Below are 20,572 nucleotides of genomic sequence, written 5' to 3'. Positions count from 1 at the left end.
AAGTTTATTAAAAAAAACACCCACAGAGGCAACGTATTAGCTCTGCGGGTGTTTTTATTTATACGCTAGACAAGCTCTTTCGGTGCAACGAATTTACGATATGCACCATGATGAGTTGGTCCTACGTATTCGTTAATCTTGAATGAGTAACGAATAGCAGCTGTGATAAATTCTTTAGCAGTTTTTACTGCTTCTTTCACAGATTTTCCTTTTGCAAGTTCTGCTGTAATTGCAGCAGAATATGTACAACCAGCGCCGTGTGTGTTTGTAGTATCAATTTTTTCTGATTCTAGAAGATCGAATGTTTCTCCGTCATATAGGACGTCGATTGCAGTTTCTGTACCTAGTTTACTACCGCCTTTAATTAGGACGTATTTAGCACCTAAAGCGTGGATTTTCTTCGCTGCTTCTTTCATGTCCTCAAGAGAATTAATTTTCACGCCGCTTAATTGGTAAGCCTCAAATAAGTTTGGTGTTACAACTAATGCTTTTGGAACTAAAACGTCACGTAAGCAATCATTCGTTTCAGGATGTAATGCTTCATCTGCGCCTTTACATACCATAACAGGATCAACTACTACGTTTTTGAAATTATGCTTTTCAATTGTTTCTGCAACCATTTCAATAATTTCTACTGATCCAAGCATACCCGTTTTTAAAGCATCTACGCCAACACCTTCAATTGTTGTTTCTAATTGTGGTTTTAATGTAGAAGCTGGGATTGGGAATACGTTATGTGCCCAACCGTTATGTGGATCCATCGTTACGATCGTCGTAAGAGATGTCATTCCATATACGCCAAGTTCTTGGAATGTTTTTAAATCTGCTTGTATACCAGCACCGCCACTTGTATCAGAACCAGCGATAGTAAGTGCTTTATTTAATGTCATTATGAAATCCCCCTCAAGTGATATAATGAAAACTATGTTTTCACCATTATATCAATGTTACGAATAAGTACAAAGTGAAAAGTAGATGATTTACTTTAGAGGCGATTTAAAATCTTGTATGTAGGAGATTGAGCATGTTTCGAGATAATCGTACAAATGAATTAGTTATATTAAAAGAAATTGCAGAAACACTAAATACATCAAATGATACATATCATGTATTGCAAGCGGTGCTAGAAAAATTGCTAAGTGTAACAGGTTTGACGACAGGATGGATCTTTCTTGCGGATGAAAATGGGAAGTATACGAAGTTGATCGATTACCAGTTACCAGAGGCACTGACATATGAAAACAAACGCCCGATGTGTGAAGGTGAATGTTGGTGTTTACGTGGATTTGTAGATGGGAAATTAGAACGAGCTGTTAACATTATTGAATGTAAAAGAATTAATAATGCAATTGAATACAATTGGGGAGATACAGAAGGAATTCTTCATCATGCTACAGTTCCTTTAAAAGCAGGAGGAGAAAAGTTTGGCTTATTAAATGTAGCGAGTCCAGGTAAAACACATTTTTCAGAAGAAGAATTAGTATTGCTCCAATCCGTTGCTTTCCAAATTGGGACGGCTTTAAAACGAACGAAATTATATGAAAATGAAAAACGAAGAGCACATTATTATGTGAAATTGGAACGTTTTATTCAAGATTTAAAAACAATTCATAGGTTTAATGTATTACCTGAAAAAGTTGTAAATCACGTAGGTGAAGTATTTCAATGGAATCAAGTGGCGTTTTTTATTAGAGAAGAAAAAGAATTATCTTTGCGAGCGTCTTTTAGTCAGGAAGAGTTACAAGAAGATGTAAAAGAAGCGGCAAAGAAGGCGCTAGTAAAAGGTGAATCGGTTCTTTTAAAACGTCAAATTGGTCATAATGTACATCTAAATGGAGCTGTTATTGCTACGCCAATACATATTCAAAGCCATGTATTTGGTGTTTTATGTGTAAGTTTAAATAATGGAGAATTTGATGTGAATACAATAGATGTAATCCAAGCGCTATCGAATCATATTTCGTTAATAATAGAGAATTTAAGATTAAACGAGCAGCGTCGTGAACTTGTACGAATGGAAGAAAGAAATCGATTAGCAAGAGATTTACATGATTCTGTTTCACAGAAATTATTTTCATTAACCTTTATGACAAAAGGTGCTGAGGCAGTTTTAAAAGGTCAAAACGAAAAAGTGGATCGATCTTTGCATGACATGCGTGAACTAGCGCAAGGGGCATTAAAAGAAATGAGGACATTAATTTGGCAGCTTCGTCCGGCAGGATTAGAAAAAGGATTATTACCTGCTCTAAAGCAGTACGGTGAAAACTTAGGATTGAAAATTAGGGAGCAAGTTACCGGTGTTCGTGACTTACCTCGTGTGGTAGAAGAGGCATTATGGCGCATTGGACAAGAAGCGTTAAACAATGTAAGTAAGCATGCAGGTGTAAAAGAAGCGACGGTTTATTTTACAGTGACTGAGAAAAATGTATCATTAGAAATAGTTGATCAAGGAAATGGCTTTGTAGAAAAAGATATAAAAGAGAAAAAATCACTCGGTATGACTACGATGCGTGAAAGAGTAGAATTAGTTAGTGGAACAATTAAAGTTGTAAGTAGCAAGAGACGAACGAGCGTAAAAGTAAATGTACCATTATGATGTGAAAATGAGGGAAGTTTGTGAAAATAAAAGTATTGTTAGTTGATGATCATACAGTCGTTTTAAAAGGGTTAGCATTTTTCTTGAGTACACAGGAAGATTTAGAGTTAGTTGGAGAAGCAAATAATGGGAAAGAAGCATTAGTGAAAGTAGGAGAAACAAATCCTGATGTTGTACTAATGGATTTATATATGCCCGAAATGGACGGTGTTGAAGCGACAGCGTGTATTAAAAAAGAATATCCGGATGTGAAAGTAATTGTATTAACTAGCTTTTCTGATCAGGCGCATGTGTTACCAGCATTAAGGTCTGGAGCAAGTGGTTATATTTTAAAAGATGTAGAACCGGATCAACTTGTTGAAGCTATTAGAAGCGCATATAAAGGTAATATTCAATTACATCCCGATATTGCGAGCACCCTTATCTCTCAAACATTGCCTCAAGAAGAGAGGGCAGAGGAACATTTCGTTCATGTAGATGTATTGACAGCAAGAGAAAACGAAGTGTTACAACTATTAGCAAAAGGGATGAGCAATAAAGAAATTGCCTCTGTTTTAGTTATTACAGAAAAAACGGTTAAAGCACATGTAAGTAGTATTTTGAGTAAATTAAACTTATCTGATCGCACGCAGGCAGCATTATATGCAGTGAAAAATGGGATTGTATAAGACGAAAGTCGTAAGACCTAGTTCGCCTTTAGGAGGTGGACTTTTTTTATGGAAAAATACGTCTATGTGAGGACGAAATTGTCTTGATATAAAGATAAAATATGTTTGTAAGCAACAAAACAACAATTACAAGGGATACCTTTTTTAAAAACATATAACAACGTAAGAGTGAGTATTAGGAGGAAGAAATAATGGCAACAGTTTTATTCGTAAAAGCAAACAATCGTCCAGCGGAACAAGCAGTTAGTGTGAAATTATATGAGGCATTTTTAGCAAACTATAAAGAAGCACATCCAAATGATACAGTAGTAGAACTTGATTTATATAAAGAAGAATTACCATATGTAGGCGTAGACATGATTAATGGTACATTCAAAGCAGGTAAAGGATTTGATTTAACGGAAGAGGAAGCAAAGGCAGTAGCAGTTGCTGATAAGTACTTAAATCAATTTTTAGAAGCTGATAAAGTTGTTTTCGGTTTCCCATTATGGAACTTAACGATTCCAGCAGTATTGCACACGTATATTGATTATTTAAACCGTGCTGGTAAAACGTTTAAATATACACCAGAAGGTCCAGTTGGACTTATTGGAGATAAAAAAATCGCATTATTAAACGCACGCGGTGGCGTATATTCTGAAGGTCCAGCGGCTGAAGTAGAAATGGCTGTTAAATATGTAGCAAGTATGATGGGCTTCTTCGGTGCAACAAATATGGAAACAGTGGTTATTGAAGGACATAACCAATTCCCAGATAAAGCAGAAGAAATCATTACTGCGGGTCTTGAAGAAGCAGCTAAAGTAGCAAGCAAATTTTAATTGAAATTATAATCGCCACTCAAAGAAACAGTATTAACATAAACGTTAATGCTGTTTCTTTATAGTTTTAACTCATCAGCAAGTTTTTCTAATTGACTTCGATCTTGTATATAATATGTTCGGCCTTCTTTTTTTAAATAATTTTGCTGGCAAAACTGGTTTAATACGTATAAAAGGTGACGATAACTGACGTTTAAGTATTCTGAGGCTTCGGTATGTTTTTCGGTATAGCAATTATTTTGTTCTGTTAATAGAATAAACGTCGCTAATCGATTTTCGAACGGATAACTATTGTTTTTTGCATAACTTTCTGTTCGGGCAATTGTTTTTTCGCCAATGAATTTGCATAGTTTCTGTAAAAAGGTAGCATCTTGCAATAAAAGATGCTGACAATCTTTAAGAGGAAGTGCTAAGCAAATACAATCATCGATTACCTCAACTGCTTTAGTAAAGGATTCTACACCAATTAATCCTAATTCTCCAATGAACGAAGGTGCTTGAATAAAGTTAATTAATGAAACCTTTCCGTTTTTGTGACTCATATATATTTTTGCTTTCCCAGAAATTAAATAATAAAGATAAGGGAAATCAACCCCTTCAGTACATATCTTTTCTTTCTTTTGAAAGGAATGTAGCTCAGCATACGGTAAGACATCAAAAGAAAAAAGAGTGTGGAGATTGTAAGTTTGCATGTAATGAGAAATTTCTTCGTTGTTTTTGCTGACTTTCATATTTTCACCTCATATTTAGTATGAGATATCTCCTATTATTTTTACAAGAAAGAATGATACGATTTACTTAAATTTGTTTTTGTAGAAAAGAGAGTGTGAGGGGTTTATGAAAAAATATAAAACCTTGTTGTTTGATGTAGATGATACACTGTTAGATTTCCAGAAGACGGAGAAAGTGGCATTACGTATGCTTTTTGAGGAGAAAGGGATTCCTCTAACTAGTGAGGTTGAAGCGCGTTATAAAAAGTTAATAAAGGTCTTTGGGATGTTTTTGAAAAAGGCGAAATCAACCGCGATGAAGTTGTAAATACACGTTTTTCCATTTTATTCAAAGAGTACGGGAAAGAAGTAGATGGGATATTATTCGAAAATAATTACCGTAGCTACTTAGAAGAAGGAAATCAACTCATACAAGGTGCATTTGAATTTATAAATCAAATTCAAAATGAGTATGATTTATATATAGTGACAAACGGCATTTCTAAGACGCAAGATAAACGTTTACGTAATGCAGGGTTACATTCATTGTTTAAAGGTATTTTTGTTTCTGAAGATACAGGTTTTCAAAAGCCGATGAAAGAGTATTTTGATTATGTTTTTGAACGGATTCCTAACTTTGCTTCTGAGGAAGGGCTTATTATTGGGGATTCATTAAGCGCCGATATTAAAGGTGGATATGTAGCGGGAATAGATACTTGTTGGTTTAATCCAGAAAAGAAATTAAATGATAGCGAGATTGTGCCAACATATGAAGTGCATAGTTTTGAAGATTTATACGCTCTATTGAAGCGGCATGTGTAACAAAAATAGGCAGTGGAATTTTTGTCCCTACTGCCTACTTTTATCCCGCATTAACGGGCAGTAAGACCCCCACCTCAAAATTTAGCGGAAGCAAAGAAGTTAGGTGGGGGTCGGGCTGCCCGTAAATGCCCGATTGGTGAAGGCTAATAATCAGTGGGGGATGAACAAAACCCCCACTGATTAAAGTTTCACTTTATTAATTTGTAGTTTCGTTCCGTTTAGGGAGCGGAAATGCATTACCAATCGCTGCTGCCCCGAGCATTGGTAATAGTAAATTAAGCGGGAAAAACATAAGTAGTAGCAAAGTTATAGCTATTGGCTTTCGTAACGCATAGCTCGAAATCGCTGTCGTTACGATGGCCACAGATGCTACTGGATCTATAGGAAGAATAGAAGCTATAGCGTATCCAATACTTGACCCTGAAAATATAATTGGGAAAATATGTCCACCACGCCACCCCGTATTTAAACAAACGGCAGTAATGCATAGCTTTAAAACTCCTGAAAGAAGTAGTATCCAAAAGGATAAATGCCCCCATTCAACAACTAATTCTTTTAATTGATGTTCCCCTGAAAATAATGTGTACGGAAGAAAAGTGCCTACAATTCCTAATAAAATACCACCGATAATTCCAAGTGTAATTTTGTACTTTGTAAAAGGATGAATTAACTTCTCTAATATGAATTCTAATTTGAAATAAAAGAAACCAATTATAGCACCAATACTAGCAAGCGGGAGAAATGCGATCCATTCATTGAAAGAAAGTGAACCTTCTCCAAAATCAACAATAAAGGATCCTCGATTATCGAGTTTACTCAGTAGTAAATAAACAGAAAAACCTGCAAAAGTAGTAGTTAAGTATACTATTGCTTTTTTTCCTTTAGAAAATTCGTTAATTTGCTCACTCTCATTTTCATTTGGGGCCAAGTAACCGAATAATGGTGCATTAAAAATGACACTTAAAGTAGCACCAATTCCAACCTCTGTTAGTTCATTCATTCCCTTTAAAGCAAATTTAAAGCGATCACCAACCCATGTGCAAAGTCCGCCAATAATTCCAACAAGTGCGGCTTCTGGACCGAGACTAGCCCCAAATATTAAGACAATAATCGCAGTTAAAGTAGCTTGATGGACAAAACGGTATTCAATCCTACCTGTTTTTTTATATTCATCCATAACCTCTGGCATAAGACGTGGATATGTACCAAAGTATTTTTGTGATAAACCAACAAGAATCCCGCCGATTGTGGTTACGCAAAGGGTGTAATAAGGGGGGGAAGAGAAAACGCTAGGTAAATAACCCCAAATAAAATGGATCCCGATATTTATCGTAACTAAAAATAGCCAGACTGTAGCGCCTACTATGGATCCTAGAAGAATGCCATATAAGACGATTATATAATGCATGTCTTTTGTATTTGTCATGTTATACCTCCGTTATGCAAGTTTTAGTAGGAAAAGGTTGCAGATGTTAGTGTGAAATGGATTGAATATGTATAGTATCTTTTTGAGAGGATTGCTTATTCAACATGTAGGGCGATTTTTTGAATTTATAGTTTAAGTTACTTATTTAATTTTATAGATTGATTTGAGTTTTTTAAAGGTCTTTTTTGAAATAGAATGGAATATATTTCTTTTGTTGCTTTCTATAAAACTGTTAACGTTTATTTTAGAACATTCGGAAAAATCGATTGACATTAGGAAATTATTGCTATAAAATCAACGGTAATTGCATAGTCTTATCAAGAAAAGGTGGAGGGACAGGCCCGATGAAACCTTGGCAACAGCCGTATAACGGAATTGTGCCAAATCCTGCAGGTAATAATCCTGAGAGATAAGAAAGAGCCTTTAGAGCGTGTTTTCAAACTGCTCCTTTCTTATTTTCAGGAAAGGGGCAGTTTTTTATTTTGTATAAAAGAAAGGAGAATGAGAGATGGGAGAATCATGGGGAAAAGGAACGATTTGTGTGCAAGGTGGCTATACACCAAAGAATGGTGAACCACGTGTTTTGCCGCTTTATCAAAGTACAACGTATAAATACGATACGTCGGATGATTTAGCAGCACTATTTAATTTAGAGGCAGAAGGATATATATATACGCGTATTGGCAATCCTACTCTAGCTGCATTCGAGCAGAAGTTATCAGATTTAGAAGGCGGTGTAGGAGCGGTTGCAACAGCTTCTGGGCAGGCAGCCATTATGCTAGCAGTTTTAAATATTTGTAGTAGTGGAGATCATCTTCTTTGTTCTTCAACAGTTTACGGGGGGACGTTTAATTTATTTGGAGTAAGTTTACGTAAGCTTGGCATTGATGTTACGTTCTTTAATCCAAATTTAGCAGCAGATGAAATTGTGGCACTTGCTAATGATAAGACGAAACTCATCTATGCAGAATCGTTAGGAAATCCAGCAATGAACGTTTTAAATTTCAAAGAATTTTCAGATGCAGCCAAGGAGCTGGAAGTACCTTTTATCGTTGATAACACATTAGCGACTCCTTATTTATGCCAAGCGTTCGAACATGGAGCAAATATTATTGTTCATTCTACGACGAAATATATTGATGGGCATGCAAGCTCTTTAGGTGGCATTGTAATTGACGGAGGAAATTTTGATTGGACAAAAGGGAAATATCCTGAGCTTGTTGAACCAGATCCAAGTTATCACGGCGTAAGCTATGTTCAAAACTTCGGGGCAGCAGCTTATATTGTGAAAGCACGTGTTCAGCTGTTAAGAGACTATGGAAATTGTATGAGCCCATTCAATGCGTATATTAGCAATATTGGCTTAGAAACACTGCATTTACGAATGGAGCGTCATAGCGAAAATGCTCTCGCAGTTGCCAAGTGGCTTGCTAACCATGAACGTATTGAATGGGTGAATTATCCGGGGTTAGATAGTAATGAAAATTACTCGTTAGCACAAAAGTATTTGAAAAAAGGTGCTAGTGGAGTTTTAACTTTCGGTATTAAAGGTGGATTAGAAGCAGCAAAAGAATTTATCGCAAATGTAAAACTAGCGACTCTCGTAACGCATGTAGCTGATGCAAGAACTTGTGTTATACATCCTGCTAGTACGACGCATAGACAATTAAGTGCTGAAGATCAGCGTTTAGCTGGTGTTACATCTGATTTAATTCGTTTATCGGTTGGTATAGAAGATGTTTCTGATATTATTGCAGATTTAGAAGCGGCATTAGTCGGAGGCAAACAACATGCCGATCATAATTGATAAAGACTTACCAGCTCGTAAAGTATTGCAAAAAGAAAATATTTTTGTAATGACGAAGGAACGAGCAGAAACACAAGATATTCGGGCATTGAAAATTGCTATATTAAATTTAATGCCAACGAAGCAAGACACAGAGGCACAATTACTTCGATTAATTGGAAATACACCGTTGCAATTAGATGTTCATTTGCTTCATATGGAATCACATCTGTCTCGTAATGTAGCGCAGGACCATTTAACAAGCTTTTATAAAACGTTTCGTGATATTGAAAATGAAAAATTTGATGGGCTCATTATTACAGGAGCACCAGTTGAAACTCTTTCTTTTGAAGAAGTAGATTATTGGGAAGAGCTTAAACGTATTATGGAGTATTCAAAAACGAATGTAACATCCACGCTTCATATTTGCTGGGGGGCACAGGCTGGTTTGTATCATCATTACGGCGTTCCGAAGTATCCCCTTAAGGAAAAAATGTTCGGCGTATTTGAACATGAAGTCTGTGAGCAACATGTGAAACTGTTACAGGGGTTTGATGAGTTGTTTTTTGCCCCGCATTCCCGTCATACAGAAGTACGAGAGAGTGATATTAGAGGGGTGAAAGAATTAACGTTGTTAGCAAACTCTGAAGAAGCTGGTGTTCACCTTGTTATTGGGCAAGAAGGAAGGCAAGTTTTCGCCCTCGGACATAGTGAATATAGTTGTGAGACGTTAAAACAAGAATATGAACGAGATCGTGACAAAGGGTTAAATATTGACGTGCCAAAAAATTATTTTAAACATAATAATCCAGATGAAAAGCCGCTTGTTAGGTGGAGGAGTCATGGGAATTTATTATTCTCTAATTGGTTGAATTATTACGTGTATCAAGAAACCCCTTATGTATTGTAAAAAAAGATTGTGTAACACGTGGCAACGTTTTCTTTGTAAGGATTACTCTTTATTTTTCCGAATGTTCAAAATACATTGTTTTTCAGATTTTTTACTCATATAATTTCATCTAAACACAATTTTTGAGGGGTGGACAGTATTATGAAAGAAATTCAGGTTGGTCTATTAGGTCTTGGGACAGTTGGTAGCGGTGTAGTTCGTATTATTACAGATCATCAAGAGCGACTTATACACCAAGTAGGTTGTCCAGTGAAGGTAACGAAAGTATTGGTGCAAAACATTGAGAAAGAGAGAGAGGTAGAGGTACCTTCTACTCTATTAACACAAAATGCAAATGAAATTTTAGATAATCCAAATATTGATGTTGTCATCGAAGTGATGGGTGGCATTGATGATGCAAAGGCATATATTTTACAAGCTTTACAAAGTGGGAAGCACGTTGTGACTGCAAATAAAGATTTAATGGCGTTACACGGAGCGGAACTATTAGCAGTAGCAAAGGATAATAAGGCTGATTTGTTTTATGAAGCAAGTGTAGCTGGAGGAATCCCGATTTTGCGAAGCATCGTAGAAGGACTTTCTTCAGATCTTATTACGAAAGTAATGGGAATTGTAAATGGAACGACAAATTTTATTTTGACGAAAATGTCAGATGAAGGGAGAGCATATAACGACGTGTTAAAAGAAGCCCAACAACTTGGATTTGCAGAAGCAGATCCAACATCAGATGTAGAAGGTTTAGACGCGGCAAGAAAAATGACGATTTTAGCTACTCTCGGTTTCTCTACAAACGTAGAGCTTGGAGATGTGAAAGTAAAAGGAATTACTTCTATTACAGAAGAAGATATTGAATATAGTAAGAGCTTAGGTTATACAATTAAATTAATTGGTCTTGCAAAGAGAGATGGCGAAAAATTAGAGGTTACAGTTGAACCGACTTTACTTCCCAATACACATCCTCTTGCGGCAGTGCAAAATGAATATAATGCTGTGTATGTGTACGGTGAAGCGGTAGGAGAAACGATGTTTTATGGGCCGGGAGCAGGAAGCTTACCGACAGCAACAGCGGTTGTTTCGGATTTGGTTGCTGTGATGCAAAATATTAGACTAGGGGTAACAGGAAATAGTGCTGTAGTCCCGCAATATCAAAAAGTATTAAAAGAGCCAGACGAAATTGTCGTGAAAAAGTTTTTAAGACTGCATGTAAAAGATGAAATTGGTGTATTTGCAAAAATTACTTCATTGTTCTCTGAGCGCGGAGTTAGCTTTGAGAAAATTATTCAAATGCCGCTTGAAGAGAAAGGGAAAGCAGAAATTGTAATTGTAACGCATCGTGCTTCTCTTGCGGATTACGAGTACATTCTACATACATTGCAAGGGTATGAAGAAATTGATTGCGTGAAAGCAAATTATCGAATTGAAGGGGATGCTAAGTAGTATCTCTTATCATAAAGTGAAACGGGGTGTCCATCCTAAGTTGATCATTAGTCTTCACCAATCGGGCATTTAGGGGAAGTTATCTCCCGCCTAACTTCTTTGCCTTTGCTGGACTTTGAGGTGGAAGTTTTACTGCCCACAAATAACGGGATAAAATAAAAAAGAGCCTATTAAGCAGCTTGCTTAATAGGCTCTTTTTTATTTAAAATCTGCGTACCAATTTGAATAAATGCTTGAATGATCCAACCTGTTGTAAAGGATAAGATAATTGTTCCAAAATAGATGGGTCCATCTAATAAGAAGCTTAATGTTAAAAATAGAAAAGCCAATGAAATCTCTGTTTTTCTAAACGTCCATTTTCTCTTCTCAGCAACTGTTAAAACGAAAGCTTCTTGAGGTGCTGCGCAAAGGTTTGTTGAGACATAAAGGCCAATGCCAGCTCCGACAAATAGATTTCCACAAATAAGTGTTATATATTTTGGAAGAGAGCGGATAGCGTCCATAATAATTGTAATGGAACCAATCCAGTCAACAAAAAGAGAAATAAGAATCATCGTTACAATTGTGCCGATTGTAATTTGTTTTTTATTCCAAAAGAGTACGATAAGTGTAAAAGCAAAGTTAATCATGAAAATCCAAAAACCAATACTTATCCCGAAATTTTGATATAGTGCAATAAAGAAGGAATCGTAAGGGCTAAGTCCAAAGGAAGTAATTGTCGTCATCATATTAATACCGATGGCGAGAATGAGTAAACCGCCAATAAAAAATATATATTCTAATTTGAATCGAAGCATAGTTGTATATCCTTTCTAAATGTATTTGCTAGGAAAGGATATATTGTGGAAAGCTTACCAGGTCAAGCGAGAATTTTTGAGGAGAAGGAGAAAATGAGATGACGAATATAAGAAAGATTGCTGAACTTGCCGGGGTATCGGTTTCAACCGTTTCACGTGTACTAAATAATCATCCATACGTGAATGAACAGAAACGAAAAGAAATTTTAGCAATTATAGAGGAATTGAATTATACGCAAAATGTGAACGCGATTCATTTAGTGAAAGGAAAAACGAATGTAATTGGCGTTTTATTGCCACACGTAAATGATCAATATTATAGTGCTATTATTGAGGGGATATCAAAAGAAACGGCAAAGAATAATTATAATATGATGCTTTGCCAGACAAATTACAGCGAAGAAAGAGAACTAGAAATTTTGCATATGTTAAAAATGAAAAAGCTTGATGGGGTTATTATATGTTCCCGTGCAAATAGTAAGGAGAAACTTGAAGAATATACGAAATTCGGCCCGATTGTTATGTGTGAAGAAATAGATTCGAAATGCATTTCAAGTGTGCATATTGATTACTACAAAGTATTTTCGCATGGGATGAAAAGCTTAATAGATGTCGGTCATACACGTATTGGATATTGCATTGGAAGAAGTAATAGCATTAATAGCCAAAGACGAAAGAAGGCGTATGAAGATTCGCTTCAACAGAGTATCGTAACACCGTTAGAGACCTGGAAATTTGAGGGCTGTTTTACAGTGGAAGATGGACGCAATGTAATTAGAGAATGGGCTCATATGTCAGTAAAACCGACGGCGTTCCTTGTATCTTGTAACCATATTGCAGCGGGGATGGTTACAGAAGCAAAAAAACAAGGAATTCGTATTCCAGAGGATATTACGATTATCGGGTGTGATGATCAAGAGGTAGCAGATATATTAGGTATAACAACAATTTCCCATCCTAGTAAAAATGTCGGGATAAAAGCGTTTGAATTATTATATGAAAAGATTAATGCAGAGAAATTAGATGTGAAACATATAGAGTTATTACCAAAGTTAGTAAATAGAGAAACGACGTGATAGGGAAGGTGTGAAAATCGCTTTTCAAAATTTCGTTTGGTATAATTATGGACAATCTAAGAGGGCTAAAAGGGGTTTTGACATGAGATCAAAAGTAGTAAAAGTAATCCTACTCATTACAATTGCATCTTTTTGTTTATTTGCATATGGCTTTGTTTCAGGTGTAAATGATGTATTAAATCCGAAAGCTTCAAGTTTAATTAAGAAAACGGATGTAGTAGCAAAAGAGAAAAAGAAAACGGGAACATTGCAAGTCGTTAGTTTAGGTGATTCGTTAACGCGCGGCGTTGGTGATAAAGAAGGCATTGGCTATATTGGACGAATGAAAGAAGATTTACAAAAAGATTATAAGCAAAAGGTTGCACTAACTAACTTGGCAGTGAGTGGTGCGAAAATGCCCGATTTATTAAAACAAATTGAAAGCAGCGGTGCTCAATATTCAATTAAGCAAGCAGATGTGATCGTTTTAACAATTGGCGGAAATGATTTATTTCCAGGCTGGGAATCGCTTGGAAAGATAGATTTAGAAACATACCGTCCTGATACGGAAACGTTCCAAAATGAAGCTAAGAAAATTATAGAACAAATTCGTAAGTTAAATACAGATAGCCCTATTTTTTGGCTAGGTTTATATAATCCTTTTGAAGATGTAGAAGATTTAAAAGGGTCTTCAAACATTGTTGTGGATTGGAACGCTTCTTTAGAGAAGTTAGCGTTAAATGATAAAAATGTATATATTACACCGATATTTGATTTATTTCAAAACCGTGGAAAAGATTTATTATACTCTGATCATTTTCACCCGAATGAAGTAGGGTACACATATATGGCAGAACGATTAGTTCAAAATGTTGTGAGTAAGTTAAAACTAGAACAAGGAGGGGTAAAATGACGACGATACTTTCCGTGCGAGACTTGAAGAAGGTAATTGGAAAGAAGACTCTTGTAGAGAATATTTCCTTTGATGTAAAGCAAGGAGAAGTGTTCGGGTTCCTAGGACCGAATGGTGCTGGAAAGACGACTACCATTCGAATGTTAGTCGGATTGATTAAGGCGACAGAAGGTACGATTTCTATCGGTGGTTATTCGATTAAGGAAAATTTCAGAGAAGCGATGCGTCAAATTGGGAGTATCGTTGAAAACCCAGAACTGTATACATATTTAACAGGATGGGAAAATTTAAAGCAATTTGCTCGTATGTTAGGTGATATATCAGATGAACGTATTATTGAAATTGCTCAAATGGTTCATTTGGATGAAAGAATTCATGACAAGGTAAAAACGTACTCACTCGGTATGAAACAGCGCCTTGGAATTGCGCAGGCGCTCCTTGGGAATCCAAAGTTGCTCATATTAGATGAGCCAACGAATGGTTTAGATCCAGCTGGGATTAGAGAACTTAGAGAATTTATACATAAGCTTGTGAAAGAAGAAAATATGAGCGTGTTTATTTCAAGTCACTTGCTAAGTGAAGTACAAATGATATGTGATCGTGTCGCAATTATTCATAAAGGAAAAATGATAACAGTTGCCAAGGTTGAAGAGTTAATTAAAACAGCAAGTGATCGTGTAGAATGGATTGTTACACCAATTTCTAAGGCGAAAGATATGCTAGAAGCGGCCGAGGAAGTAAGAGAAGTGAGTGTAGAAGGCGAGCGATTACTATGCCGCATGGATATTGCATCTATAAGTAGTTGGAATAAACACTTTGTAGAAAATGAGATAGATGTGCATAGCGTTAAGGAGCTTGTATTTACGCTAGAAGATTTATTTATTGAACTCACAAGGGGTGAGCAGCATGCGTGAATTTGCGAATCTAGTTTTAAATGAATCAGAAAAGATTTACCGTAAGAAACGTATTTTTGTTGTCATGCTTATTTTAGCAATATTAATCCCGCTTTTTGTGTATGCGCAGTATCGTGAAATAGAAACGACACAAAAAAGACTCGGTACAAAGGATTGGAAAGTTTCATTACAACAGCAAATTGTTGATTCCCAGAACCGGTTGAACAATTCTAGGTTGCCAGAAGAATGGCGTGATTGGTTAAAAGTAAGAGTTGAGCAACAACAATATTATTTAGATCATGATATTAACCCGATGGCACCGGGTGCACCGACTTTTGTCAGAGCATTTATTGAACAAGGAATTACATTGTTTATTCCGCTTCTCGTGATGATTGTCGCTATTGATATCGTTTCGGGAGAACGGAGTGATGGGACGATGAAGATGTTACTTACGCGGCCGATTCGGCGCTGGAAAATACTACTTAGTAAATACGTGACGATGTTATTTTTCATTTCGCTCATACTGCTTCTTGTAGGTTTGTTTGCTTACATATTATCAGGGCTTGTATTTGGGTACTCGGGATGGAATTTACCTGTTTTAACTGGATTTGTCATTGATAAGGAAACGTTAAATACGAACTTTGTGCACCTTATTCCGCAGTGGCAATACATCTTAATGGCGTATGGCCTGGCCTGGTTTGTTGCTATTGTTGTCGGAACTATATCGTTTATGGTTTCTGTTTTAATTCGCAATACACCAGCTGGTATGGGTGTTATGTTAGCTGCATTAATTGCAGGTGGTATTTTAAGTTCATTTGCAACGTCTTGGGAAGGCGCAAAATATATTTTTAGTGTGAACCTATCATTAACGGATTATTTATCAGGAAAATTACCTGCATTACAAGGTTTATCGATGGGATTTTCTTTGATGAATTTAACTGTTTGGGCAGTTGTTTCCCTTATTATTTCGTTCGTAGTATTTACAAAACAGGATATGTTGAATTAATTAGACAGGAAGTGACAGTATGGAAAATGTTTTAAAAAATGATTGGGGGCCGTTATTGGCACCAGAATTTGAGAAAGAATATTATCGCGAATTGGCTAATTTTTTGAAAGAAGAATACAGTACACATGTTGTTTATCCAAAGATAGAAGATATTTTTAACGCTCTAGAGTATACAAGTTATGAAAATACAAAGGTCGTTATTTTAGGACAAGATCCATACCATGGACCGGATCAAGCGCATGGTTTAAGCTTTTCTGTGCAACCCGGTATTAAAACGCCACCGTCGTTGTTAAATATGTATAAAGAACTTCGAGATGAATATGGGTATGGCATTCCAAATAACGGTTATTTAGTAAAGTGGGCAGAGCAAGGAGTTTTATTATTAAATACTGTATTAACAGTTCGGCAAGGTGAAGCAAATTCTCATAAAGGAAAAGGATGGGAGCATTTCACTGATCGTGTAATTGAGCTATTAAATGAACGTGAAAAACCAGTTATTTTCATATTGTGGGGACGCCATGCACAGGCGAAGAAGAAGTTAATTACGAATCCAAATCATCATATTATCGAATCTGTACATCCAAGCCCATTGTCAGCAAGACGTGGTTTCTTTGGAAGTAAGCCGTACTCTAAAGTAAATACGATTTTAGCTAATATGGATGAGAGAGAAATTGATTGGGAAATTCCAAATTTGTAAAGTGAAACTTTAATCAGTGGGGGTTTTGTTCACCCCCTACTGATTATCAGCCCTCACCAATCGGGGTAAATAGAAAAGGTAGTTAACAGTCGTTAACTACCTTTTTATTATCATTGTTGCTCGTTCTTTAATTTTGCATCTAGTACAAAAGTACCAAATGGGATAACTGATGAAACGAATGCCCCAAGTGCCCATAAAATTGATTTACGGTGTACGATTGTTACTTGAATGACTGCAAAGATGAATAGAATAAATAGAACACCATGAGCCATGCCTGTAATTTTAACAGCTGTTGCAAATCCTGCGAAGTATTTCAATGGCATTGCTACAAATAATAGTAATAGGAAAGAAATCCCCTCAACTAGTCCAATTGCTCTTAATCGTCCGATTGGTGTAGATAACATGTAAAGTAGCCTCCTTTAACGTATGCTTGTTTATAGTAAATTTGTATTCTTTTTCAAAATAAAATAGTCTATTTTGTTTCATTATATACAAAAAGAAAGTTTACACTACGAGAATAGTGCAAAGTTCAAAATATAGTCACAAAAGCACGAGAATTTAAATAAAAACCTATTTGAAGTGTTTGACTTCAAATAGGTTTTATGAATGAAAATATTAAACAAGTACTTCTGTTTTTAAAACGAATTTCTCTACAACTTTTGCAACGCCATCGTTCATATTTGTATCTGTTACATAGTTTGCAATTTCTTTAATATCATCTGGCGCATTACCCATTGCAACACCAAGACCTGCGAATTCAATCATCGCTTGGTCGTTATAGCTATCGCCCATTGCGATAACTTCTTCGCGTTTAATACCAAGTTTTTGGATGAGTTGGTTTAGGCTTGTTCCTTTTGTAACCCCATATTCAGTAAATTCTAAGAAGAATGGTTTTGAACGCATCACGCTTAATTGGCCTTCTAGTTGTTTTTGTAGTTTCTTTTCTACTTCAACAAGGCGTTCAGCTTCTTTGTTCATTAATACTTTTACTACAGGCTCTGTTACAGCGGCTTTAAAATCATCTACTACAACGATTGGCATACCAGTAATGTCGCCCTCAATTTCAGTATACGGATTATTTTCTTCTGTTACGATATCATCGCCAATGTAAGTATGAATCCATACATCTTCAGTTTTACTAATTTCAAATAGGTTGTGAACGATTTCAGGAGATAGCGTGCTACTAAAGATTTCTTCATTTGTTTTACAGTTAATAATTTTTGCTCCGTTAAAGGATAGAATGAAGCTACCATATTCTTCTAATCGAAGTTCTTTTGCAACATTGCGCATACCAAACGTTGGGCGCCCAGAAGCAAGTACAACTTTAACGCCGCGCTCCTGTGCTGTCATTAAAGCTTCTTTCGTACGAGGTGAAATTGTATGGTCATCGCGTAATAAAGTATCATCTAAATCTAAAACAATCATTTTATAAGTCATATAGAAAATTCCTTTCTTTAATTGAAATCAAAATACATGTTCATGAAGATGTTGAGGGATAATAGTAAAACATCAAACCTCTTTGAAAAGAAGTAGATAAAATATTATGAGTGTGTTGCTCATAATATTGGTTAATAACCATTGGGGATGAATAAAACCCCAATGATTAAAGTTTGATTTTATCGTAACAACTCTAAAGGTAGAGTGCAATAATGGAAGTTTTCCAATTTACGATAGTTGTTTTGCTGTGGAACGAGAAAATAGTATTTCTAGCAAGATTGCCATTACAGATCCAAGAACGAGACCGTTACTTAAAAAAGATGCTAGAAATGGTGGAAGTGTGGAATATGCTCCTGCTGGAACAAACATAACCCCGACTCCTGTAAAGATGGAAAGACCGGCTACTTTAAATAATCGTTCTTTATCCTGGACAGTTTCGTATTCTCGAAAGGCGAGGCCAATCATGCTTGCGAATACAGGATAAATAGCGGCATAACCAACTGCAACTGGGATTGCTGCAAAGAATGAAGTGATCTTTGGGAATATACTAACGGCAATAATAAAGCTTGATCCTAATATAAATGGAAGGCGTTTATAAATATTAGTCGTTGCAATAAATCCTGCTGATCCAGAAATAGCAACAGGTCCAATAGCTGAAAATAGACCGCCTAGCAATTGATTTATTCCCGTTATAATACCAGCTTGTTTAAAGCGATCTGGAGCTGCATCTGTTTCGTATTTAGAAACAACCTTTTGTACAACACGAATACTTGCTAACATATTTGTTAGAAGTAATAGTGTAACGAAAATGACTGTAATTGCCATGTTCCATTCAACGCGAGGCATTCCGAAAACGAATAGAGATGGAAGACGGATTATGTCTGTTACAGGTGTTACAGGATTAGATAATCCGAAGCATGCAAATAAAATCCAGCCGCAGACAATACTGAAGAGAACGGAATATTGTCCAATAATAGGTAGCTTCATAATGAAAAAGGATAGTAAAATAACAATGAGTGAAAGAATAAATACTTTTGGTTGTACTTCTGTATGTTGTCCATCAAGACCAAACATTCCTTTTAAGAAGGAGCCACTGAGTTGCGTGACAAGAAGAAATAAATATGTTCCAATAACTGTCGGTGTAAAGTAGCGAACTAGTTTATCAATGAGTCCAAAAACGCTAAGAATAATGCAAATAATACCGCTTAATAAGAAAGCATATTGAAGAACTTTAAGTGTCTCATTGCTTGATCCAAATAATATGACGCCTAAACTTGCGTAAAGGGAGAAAATTCCCCACCAAAGGCCAGCAGGACCTTCTTGAATAGGAAGTTTATGCCCAAATATAGCTTGCAAGAGACCAGCAAAGCCTAGAACAAATAATGTTCTTTGTACGAATGCGATAGCTTCAGCGCCATCAAGACCATAACTAGTTGCGACACCAATTGGTACAATAAGGCTTCCCGCTAAAATAAATAGTGCCCATTGTAAGGCGGAAAGAAATGTCTTCATTATATCAACCTCTTTCATAGATTCCGTATCTAGTATATACGTATTTTATTTCCACTGGCAAAGATTGTAGATAGAGAAAAGAGTTGAAACACGATATGAATGCACGTAAGCAATTAAGGATAGCTGTTGTATGTATGACCTTTGTTGTAATTTTAGGAATACTAGGATTTATGACAATTGAAGAGATTAGTTTGTTTCAAGCATTTTGGATGACGATGATTACTGTATTGACTGTTGGATACGGAGATGCCGTTCCTGTAACGCAAGCAGGGAAAGTATTTGCGCTCCTTATTATTCCTGTTGGTGTTGGTATTGTTACATATGCAATTGGAGTAGTGGCAGCTATAATTATTGAAGGGAATTTATTTCATGCAGTGCGGAGGAAGAAGATGGATAAACAAATAGCACAGTTACAAAATCACATTATAGTATGTGGTTGCGGTAGAGTGGGGCTTCAAGTTGTACATGAATTGCAAGAAAAGAAAATTCCATTTGTTGTTGTCGATAAAGATGAAAGCATATTAGAGAAGGAAAAGCTTTTGTATATACATGGAGATGCGACGGAGGATCAAGTTTTACATCATGCTGGAATTTCAAAAGCGGCTGGTTTAGTTGCTATTGTTGCAAATGATGCTGAAAATGTATTTATTACATTAACGGCAAGAGGATTAAACGATGCAATTAAAATTGTAGCAAGAGCGGAAAAGCAAGAAACCGAAGATAAATTAAGGCGTGCTGGTGCAAATAAGGTTATTAATCCATCTAGTATGGCAGGAATTCATATTGCAAAAGGTATTGCGAATCCGCTAACAGTTCATTATATTGATACAGTACTGTATGGAATAGAGCAATCATTTGTAATTGAAGAAATTTCAGTCGGAAACGATTCTATCTTAGTCAATAAATCGTTACTAGAGAGTGATGTGAGAAATCAATTTGATGTAACAATTTTAGCGATTTTGAGAAGTGGGGATATTATACATAATCCGACGGGGCAGGAAAAATTGCAAGAACATGATATGATAATAGTATTTGGTTCAGTAGAGAAGCTGGGGCAATTTGAGAAAGAACTACAAAGTACGAGGTGAT

The 20,572-nt window shown here is 36.1% G+C and carries 19 protein-coding genes, 1 pseudogene and 1 riboswitch; of the genes and pseudogenes, 13 read left to right on the top strand and 7 right to left on the bottom strand.

Annotated elements, in window-relative coordinates:
* Positions 1-65: 65 nt before the first annotated feature.
* Positions 66-890, bottom strand: coding sequence for a pyridoxine/pyridoxal/pyridoxamine kinase (gene pdxK, locus MHH42_RS27260; protein WP_000174255.1), 825 nt, complete (start codon positions 888-890; stop codon positions 66-68).
* 134 nt (positions 891-1,024) lie between these two features.
* On the opposite strand from pdxK, the gene MHH42_RS27255 reads away from it, so the two are divergent.
* From MHH42_RS27255 to MHH42_RS27245, 3 genes are all read left to right on the top strand, one after another.
* Entirely contained in the window at positions 1,025-2,596 is a 1,572-nt protein-coding gene (locus MHH42_RS27255; protein ID WP_000488135.1) for a GAF domain-containing sensor histidine kinase, read from the top strand.
* Between the two features lie 20 nt (positions 2,597-2,616).
* Positions 2,617-3,264 (top strand): response regulator, encoded by a 648-nt coding sequence (locus MHH42_RS27250; protein WP_000695803.1) that lies wholly within the window; start codon positions 2,617-2,619, stop codon positions 3,262-3,264.
* Between the two features lie 191 nt (positions 3,265-3,455).
* Complete coding sequence (locus MHH42_RS27245) at positions 3,456-4,082, top strand: FMN-dependent NADH-azoreductase (RefSeq protein ID WP_000246726.1); 627 nt, start codon at positions 3,456-3,458, stop codon at positions 4,080-4,082.
* Between the two features lie 59 nt (positions 4,083-4,141).
* Here the strand turns inward: MHH42_RS27245 and MHH42_RS27240 are convergent, their stop codons facing one another.
* Complete coding sequence (locus MHH42_RS27240; RefSeq protein WP_070174011.1) at positions 4,142-4,813, bottom strand: transcriptional regulator YeiL; 672 nt, start codon at positions 4,811-4,813, stop codon at positions 4,142-4,144.
* Positions 4,814-4,919: 106 nt separating this feature from the next.
* On the opposite strand from MHH42_RS27240, the pseudogene MHH42_RS27235 reads away from it, so the two are divergent.
* Positions 4,920-5,614: pseudogene (locus tag MHH42_RS27235) on the top strand (YjjG family noncanonical pyrimidine nucleotidase).
* 196 nt (positions 5,615-5,810) lie between these two features.
* Here MHH42_RS27235 and MHH42_RS27230 read toward each other — a convergent pair.
* Positions 5,811-7,040, bottom strand: coding sequence for a chloride channel protein (locus tag MHH42_RS27230; protein WP_000185592.1), 1,230 nt, complete (start codon positions 7,038-7,040; stop codon positions 5,811-5,813).
* 311 nt (positions 7,041-7,351) lie between these two features.
* Positions 7,352-7,456: riboswitch (SAM riboswitch) on the top strand.
* A 92-nt stretch (positions 7,457-7,548) separates the two neighbouring features.
* Between MHH42_RS27230 and MHH42_RS27225 the strand changes: the two genes are divergently transcribed.
* The 3 genes from MHH42_RS27225 to MHH42_RS27215 all read left to right on the top strand — a co-directional run bounded on the left by MHH42_RS27225 (position 7,549) and on the right by MHH42_RS27215 (position 11,173).
* Positions 7,549-8,847 carry a bifunctional O-acetylhomoserine aminocarboxypropyltransferase/cysteine synthase gene (locus tag MHH42_RS27225; RefSeq protein WP_000504769.1) on the top strand — a complete coding sequence of 433 codons (1,299 nt, stop codon included), beginning with the start codon at positions 7,549-7,551 and terminating at the stop codon, positions 8,845-8,847.
* Positions 8,831-9,736 carry a homoserine O-acetyltransferase MetA gene (metA, locus tag MHH42_RS27220; protein ID WP_001121528.1) on the top strand — a complete coding sequence of 302 codons (906 nt, stop codon included), beginning with the start codon at positions 8,831-8,833 and terminating at the stop codon, positions 9,734-9,736. The genes MHH42_RS27225 and metA overlap by 17 nt, the downstream gene beginning before the upstream one ends.
* Positions 9,737-9,877: 141 nt before the next feature.
* The gene (locus MHH42_RS27215; protein ID WP_000659113.1) at positions 9,878-11,173 is read left to right on the top strand and encodes a homoserine dehydrogenase; all 1,296 of its coding nucleotides are present in this window, start codon (positions 9,878-9,880) and stop codon (positions 11,171-11,173) included.
* 170 nt (positions 11,174-11,343) lie between these two features.
* On the opposite strand, the gene MHH42_RS27210 is transcribed toward MHH42_RS27215, so the two are convergent.
* Positions 11,344-11,970 carry a YczE/YyaS/YitT family protein gene (locus MHH42_RS27210; protein WP_000943407.1) on the bottom strand — a complete coding sequence of 209 codons (627 nt, stop codon included), beginning with the start codon at positions 11,968-11,970 and terminating at the stop codon, positions 11,344-11,346.
* Between the two features lie 98 nt (positions 11,971-12,068).
* Between MHH42_RS27210 and MHH42_RS27205 the strand changes: the two genes are divergently transcribed.
* The 5 genes from MHH42_RS27205 to MHH42_RS27185 are packed head-to-tail and all read left to right on the top strand — an operon-like array spanning position 12,069 to position 16,534.
* A complete protein-coding gene (locus MHH42_RS27205) occupies positions 12,069-13,046 on the top strand; it encodes a LacI family DNA-binding transcriptional regulator (protein ID WP_016107323.1) in 978 nt (325 codons plus the stop codon).
* A gap of 10 nt (positions 13,047-13,056) precedes the next feature.
* Positions 13,057-13,938, top strand: a complete 882-nt coding sequence (locus MHH42_RS27200; protein ID WP_340894659.1) for an SGNH/GDSL hydrolase family protein — start codon at positions 13,057-13,059, stop codon at positions 13,936-13,938.
* Positions 13,935-14,852 (top strand): ABC transporter ATP-binding protein, encoded by a 918-nt coding sequence (locus tag MHH42_RS27195; protein ID WP_097954075.1) that lies wholly within the window; start codon positions 13,935-13,937, stop codon positions 14,850-14,852. Before MHH42_RS27200 ends, MHH42_RS27195 begins: the two co-directional genes overlap by 4 nt.
* The gene (locus MHH42_RS27190; protein ID WP_098059063.1) at positions 14,845-15,837 is read left to right on the top strand and encodes an ABC transporter permease subunit; all 993 of its coding nucleotides are present in this window, start codon (positions 14,845-14,847) and stop codon (positions 15,835-15,837) included. The genes MHH42_RS27195 and MHH42_RS27190 overlap by 8 nt, the downstream gene beginning before the upstream one ends.
* 19 nt (positions 15,838-15,856) lie before the next feature.
* A complete protein-coding gene (locus MHH42_RS27185; protein ID WP_070174008.1) occupies positions 15,857-16,534 on the top strand; it encodes a uracil-DNA glycosylase in 678 nt (225 codons plus the stop codon).
* A gap of 110 nt (positions 16,535-16,644) precedes the next feature.
* Here MHH42_RS27185 and MHH42_RS27180 read toward each other — a convergent pair whose 3' ends face one another.
* The 3 genes from MHH42_RS27180 to MHH42_RS27170 all read right to left on the bottom strand — a co-directional run bounded on the left by MHH42_RS27180 (position 16,645) and on the right by MHH42_RS27170 (position 19,483).
* Complete coding sequence (locus MHH42_RS27180; protein ID WP_000953396.1) at positions 16,645-16,938, bottom strand: DUF3817 domain-containing protein; 294 nt, start codon at positions 16,936-16,938, stop codon at positions 16,645-16,647.
* 211 nt (positions 16,939-17,149) lie between these two features.
* Positions 17,150-17,971: a Cof-type HAD-IIB family hydrolase gene (locus tag MHH42_RS27175; protein WP_000221403.1), complete on the bottom strand. Its 822-nt coding sequence runs from the start codon at positions 17,969-17,971 to the stop codon at positions 17,150-17,152.
* 228 nt (positions 17,972-18,199) lie between these two features.
* Positions 18,200-19,483: a purine/pyrimidine permease gene (locus MHH42_RS27170; protein ID WP_340894655.1), complete on the bottom strand. Its 1,284-nt coding sequence runs from the start codon at positions 19,481-19,483 to the stop codon at positions 18,200-18,202.
* A gap of 95 nt (positions 19,484-19,578) precedes the next feature.
* Between MHH42_RS27170 and MHH42_RS27165 the strand changes: the two genes are divergently transcribed.
* Positions 19,579-20,571, top strand: coding sequence for a potassium channel family protein (locus MHH42_RS27165; protein WP_070174006.1), 993 nt, complete (start codon positions 19,579-19,581; stop codon positions 20,569-20,571).
* Position 20,572 lies beyond the last annotated feature (1 nt).

Origin of the sequence: Bacillus sp. FSL L8-0099 (assembly GCF_038006385.1) — a bacterium.
Taxonomy (GTDB): Bacteria; Bacillota; Bacilli; order Bacillales; family Bacillaceae_G; genus Bacillus_A; species Bacillus_A toyonensis.
The sequence above is the reverse complement of the archived record's forward strand: the minus strand, read 5'-3'. Positions and strand labels throughout refer to the sequence as shown.

What these genes read in the sequence shown, in the direction of transcription:
- MHH42_RS27240 (WP_070174011.1), bottom strand. Translation starts at nt 4,813, where the DNA reads ATGAAAGTCAGCAAAAACAACGAAGAAATTTCTCATTACATGCAAACT.
- MHH42_RS27180 (WP_000953396.1), bottom strand. Translation starts at nt 16,938, where the DNA reads ATGTTATCTACACCAATCGGACGATTAAGAGCAATTGGACTAGTTGAG.
- MHH42_RS27190 (WP_098059063.1), top strand. Translation starts at nt 14,845, where the DNA reads ATGCGTGAATTTGCGAATCTAGTTTTAAATGAATCAGAAAAGATTTAC.
- MHH42_RS27165 (WP_070174006.1), top strand. Translation starts at nt 19,579, where the DNA reads ATGAATGCACGTAAGCAATTAAGGATAGCTGTTGTATGTATGACCTTT.
- MHH42_RS27230 (WP_000185592.1), bottom strand. Translation starts at nt 7,040, where the DNA reads ATGACAAATACAAAAGACATGCATTATATAATCGTCTTATATGGCATT.
- MHH42_RS27245 (WP_000246726.1), top strand. Translation starts at nt 3,456, where the DNA reads ATGGCAACAGTTTTATTCGTAAAAGCAAACAATCGTCCAGCGGAACAA.
- metA (WP_001121528.1), top strand. Translation starts at nt 8,831, where the DNA reads ATGCCGATCATAATTGATAAAGACTTACCAGCTCGTAAAGTATTGCAA.
- MHH42_RS27205 (WP_016107323.1), top strand. Translation starts at nt 12,069, where the DNA reads ATGACGAATATAAGAAAGATTGCTGAACTTGCCGGGGTATCGGTTTCA.
- MHH42_RS27170 (WP_340894655.1), bottom strand. Translation starts at nt 19,483, where the DNA reads ATGAAGACATTTCTTTCCGCCTTACAATGGGCACTATTTATTTTAGCG.
- MHH42_RS27175 (WP_000221403.1), bottom strand. Translation starts at nt 17,971, where the DNA reads ATGACTTATAAAATGATTGTTTTAGATTTAGATGATACTTTATTACGC.
- MHH42_RS27225 (WP_000504769.1), top strand. Translation starts at nt 7,549, where the DNA reads ATGGGAGAATCATGGGGAAAAGGAACGATTTGTGTGCAAGGTGGCTAT.
- MHH42_RS27210 (WP_000943407.1), bottom strand. Translation starts at nt 11,970, where the DNA reads ATGCTTCGATTCAAATTAGAATATATATTTTTTATTGGCGGTTTACTC.
- pdxK (WP_000174255.1), bottom strand. Translation starts at nt 890, where the DNA reads ATGACATTAAATAAAGCACTTACTATCGCTGGTTCTGATACAAGTGGC.
- MHH42_RS27185 (WP_070174008.1), top strand. Translation starts at nt 15,857, where the DNA reads ATGGAAAATGTTTTAAAAAATGATTGGGGGCCGTTATTGGCACCAGAA.
- MHH42_RS27215 (WP_000659113.1), top strand. Translation starts at nt 9,878, where the DNA reads ATGAAAGAAATTCAGGTTGGTCTATTAGGTCTTGGGACAGTTGGTAGC.
- MHH42_RS27195 (WP_097954075.1), top strand. Translation starts at nt 13,935, where the DNA reads ATGACGACGATACTTTCCGTGCGAGACTTGAAGAAGGTAATTGGAAAG.
- MHH42_RS27255 (WP_000488135.1), top strand. Translation starts at nt 1,025, where the DNA reads ATGTTTCGAGATAATCGTACAAATGAATTAGTTATATTAAAAGAAATT.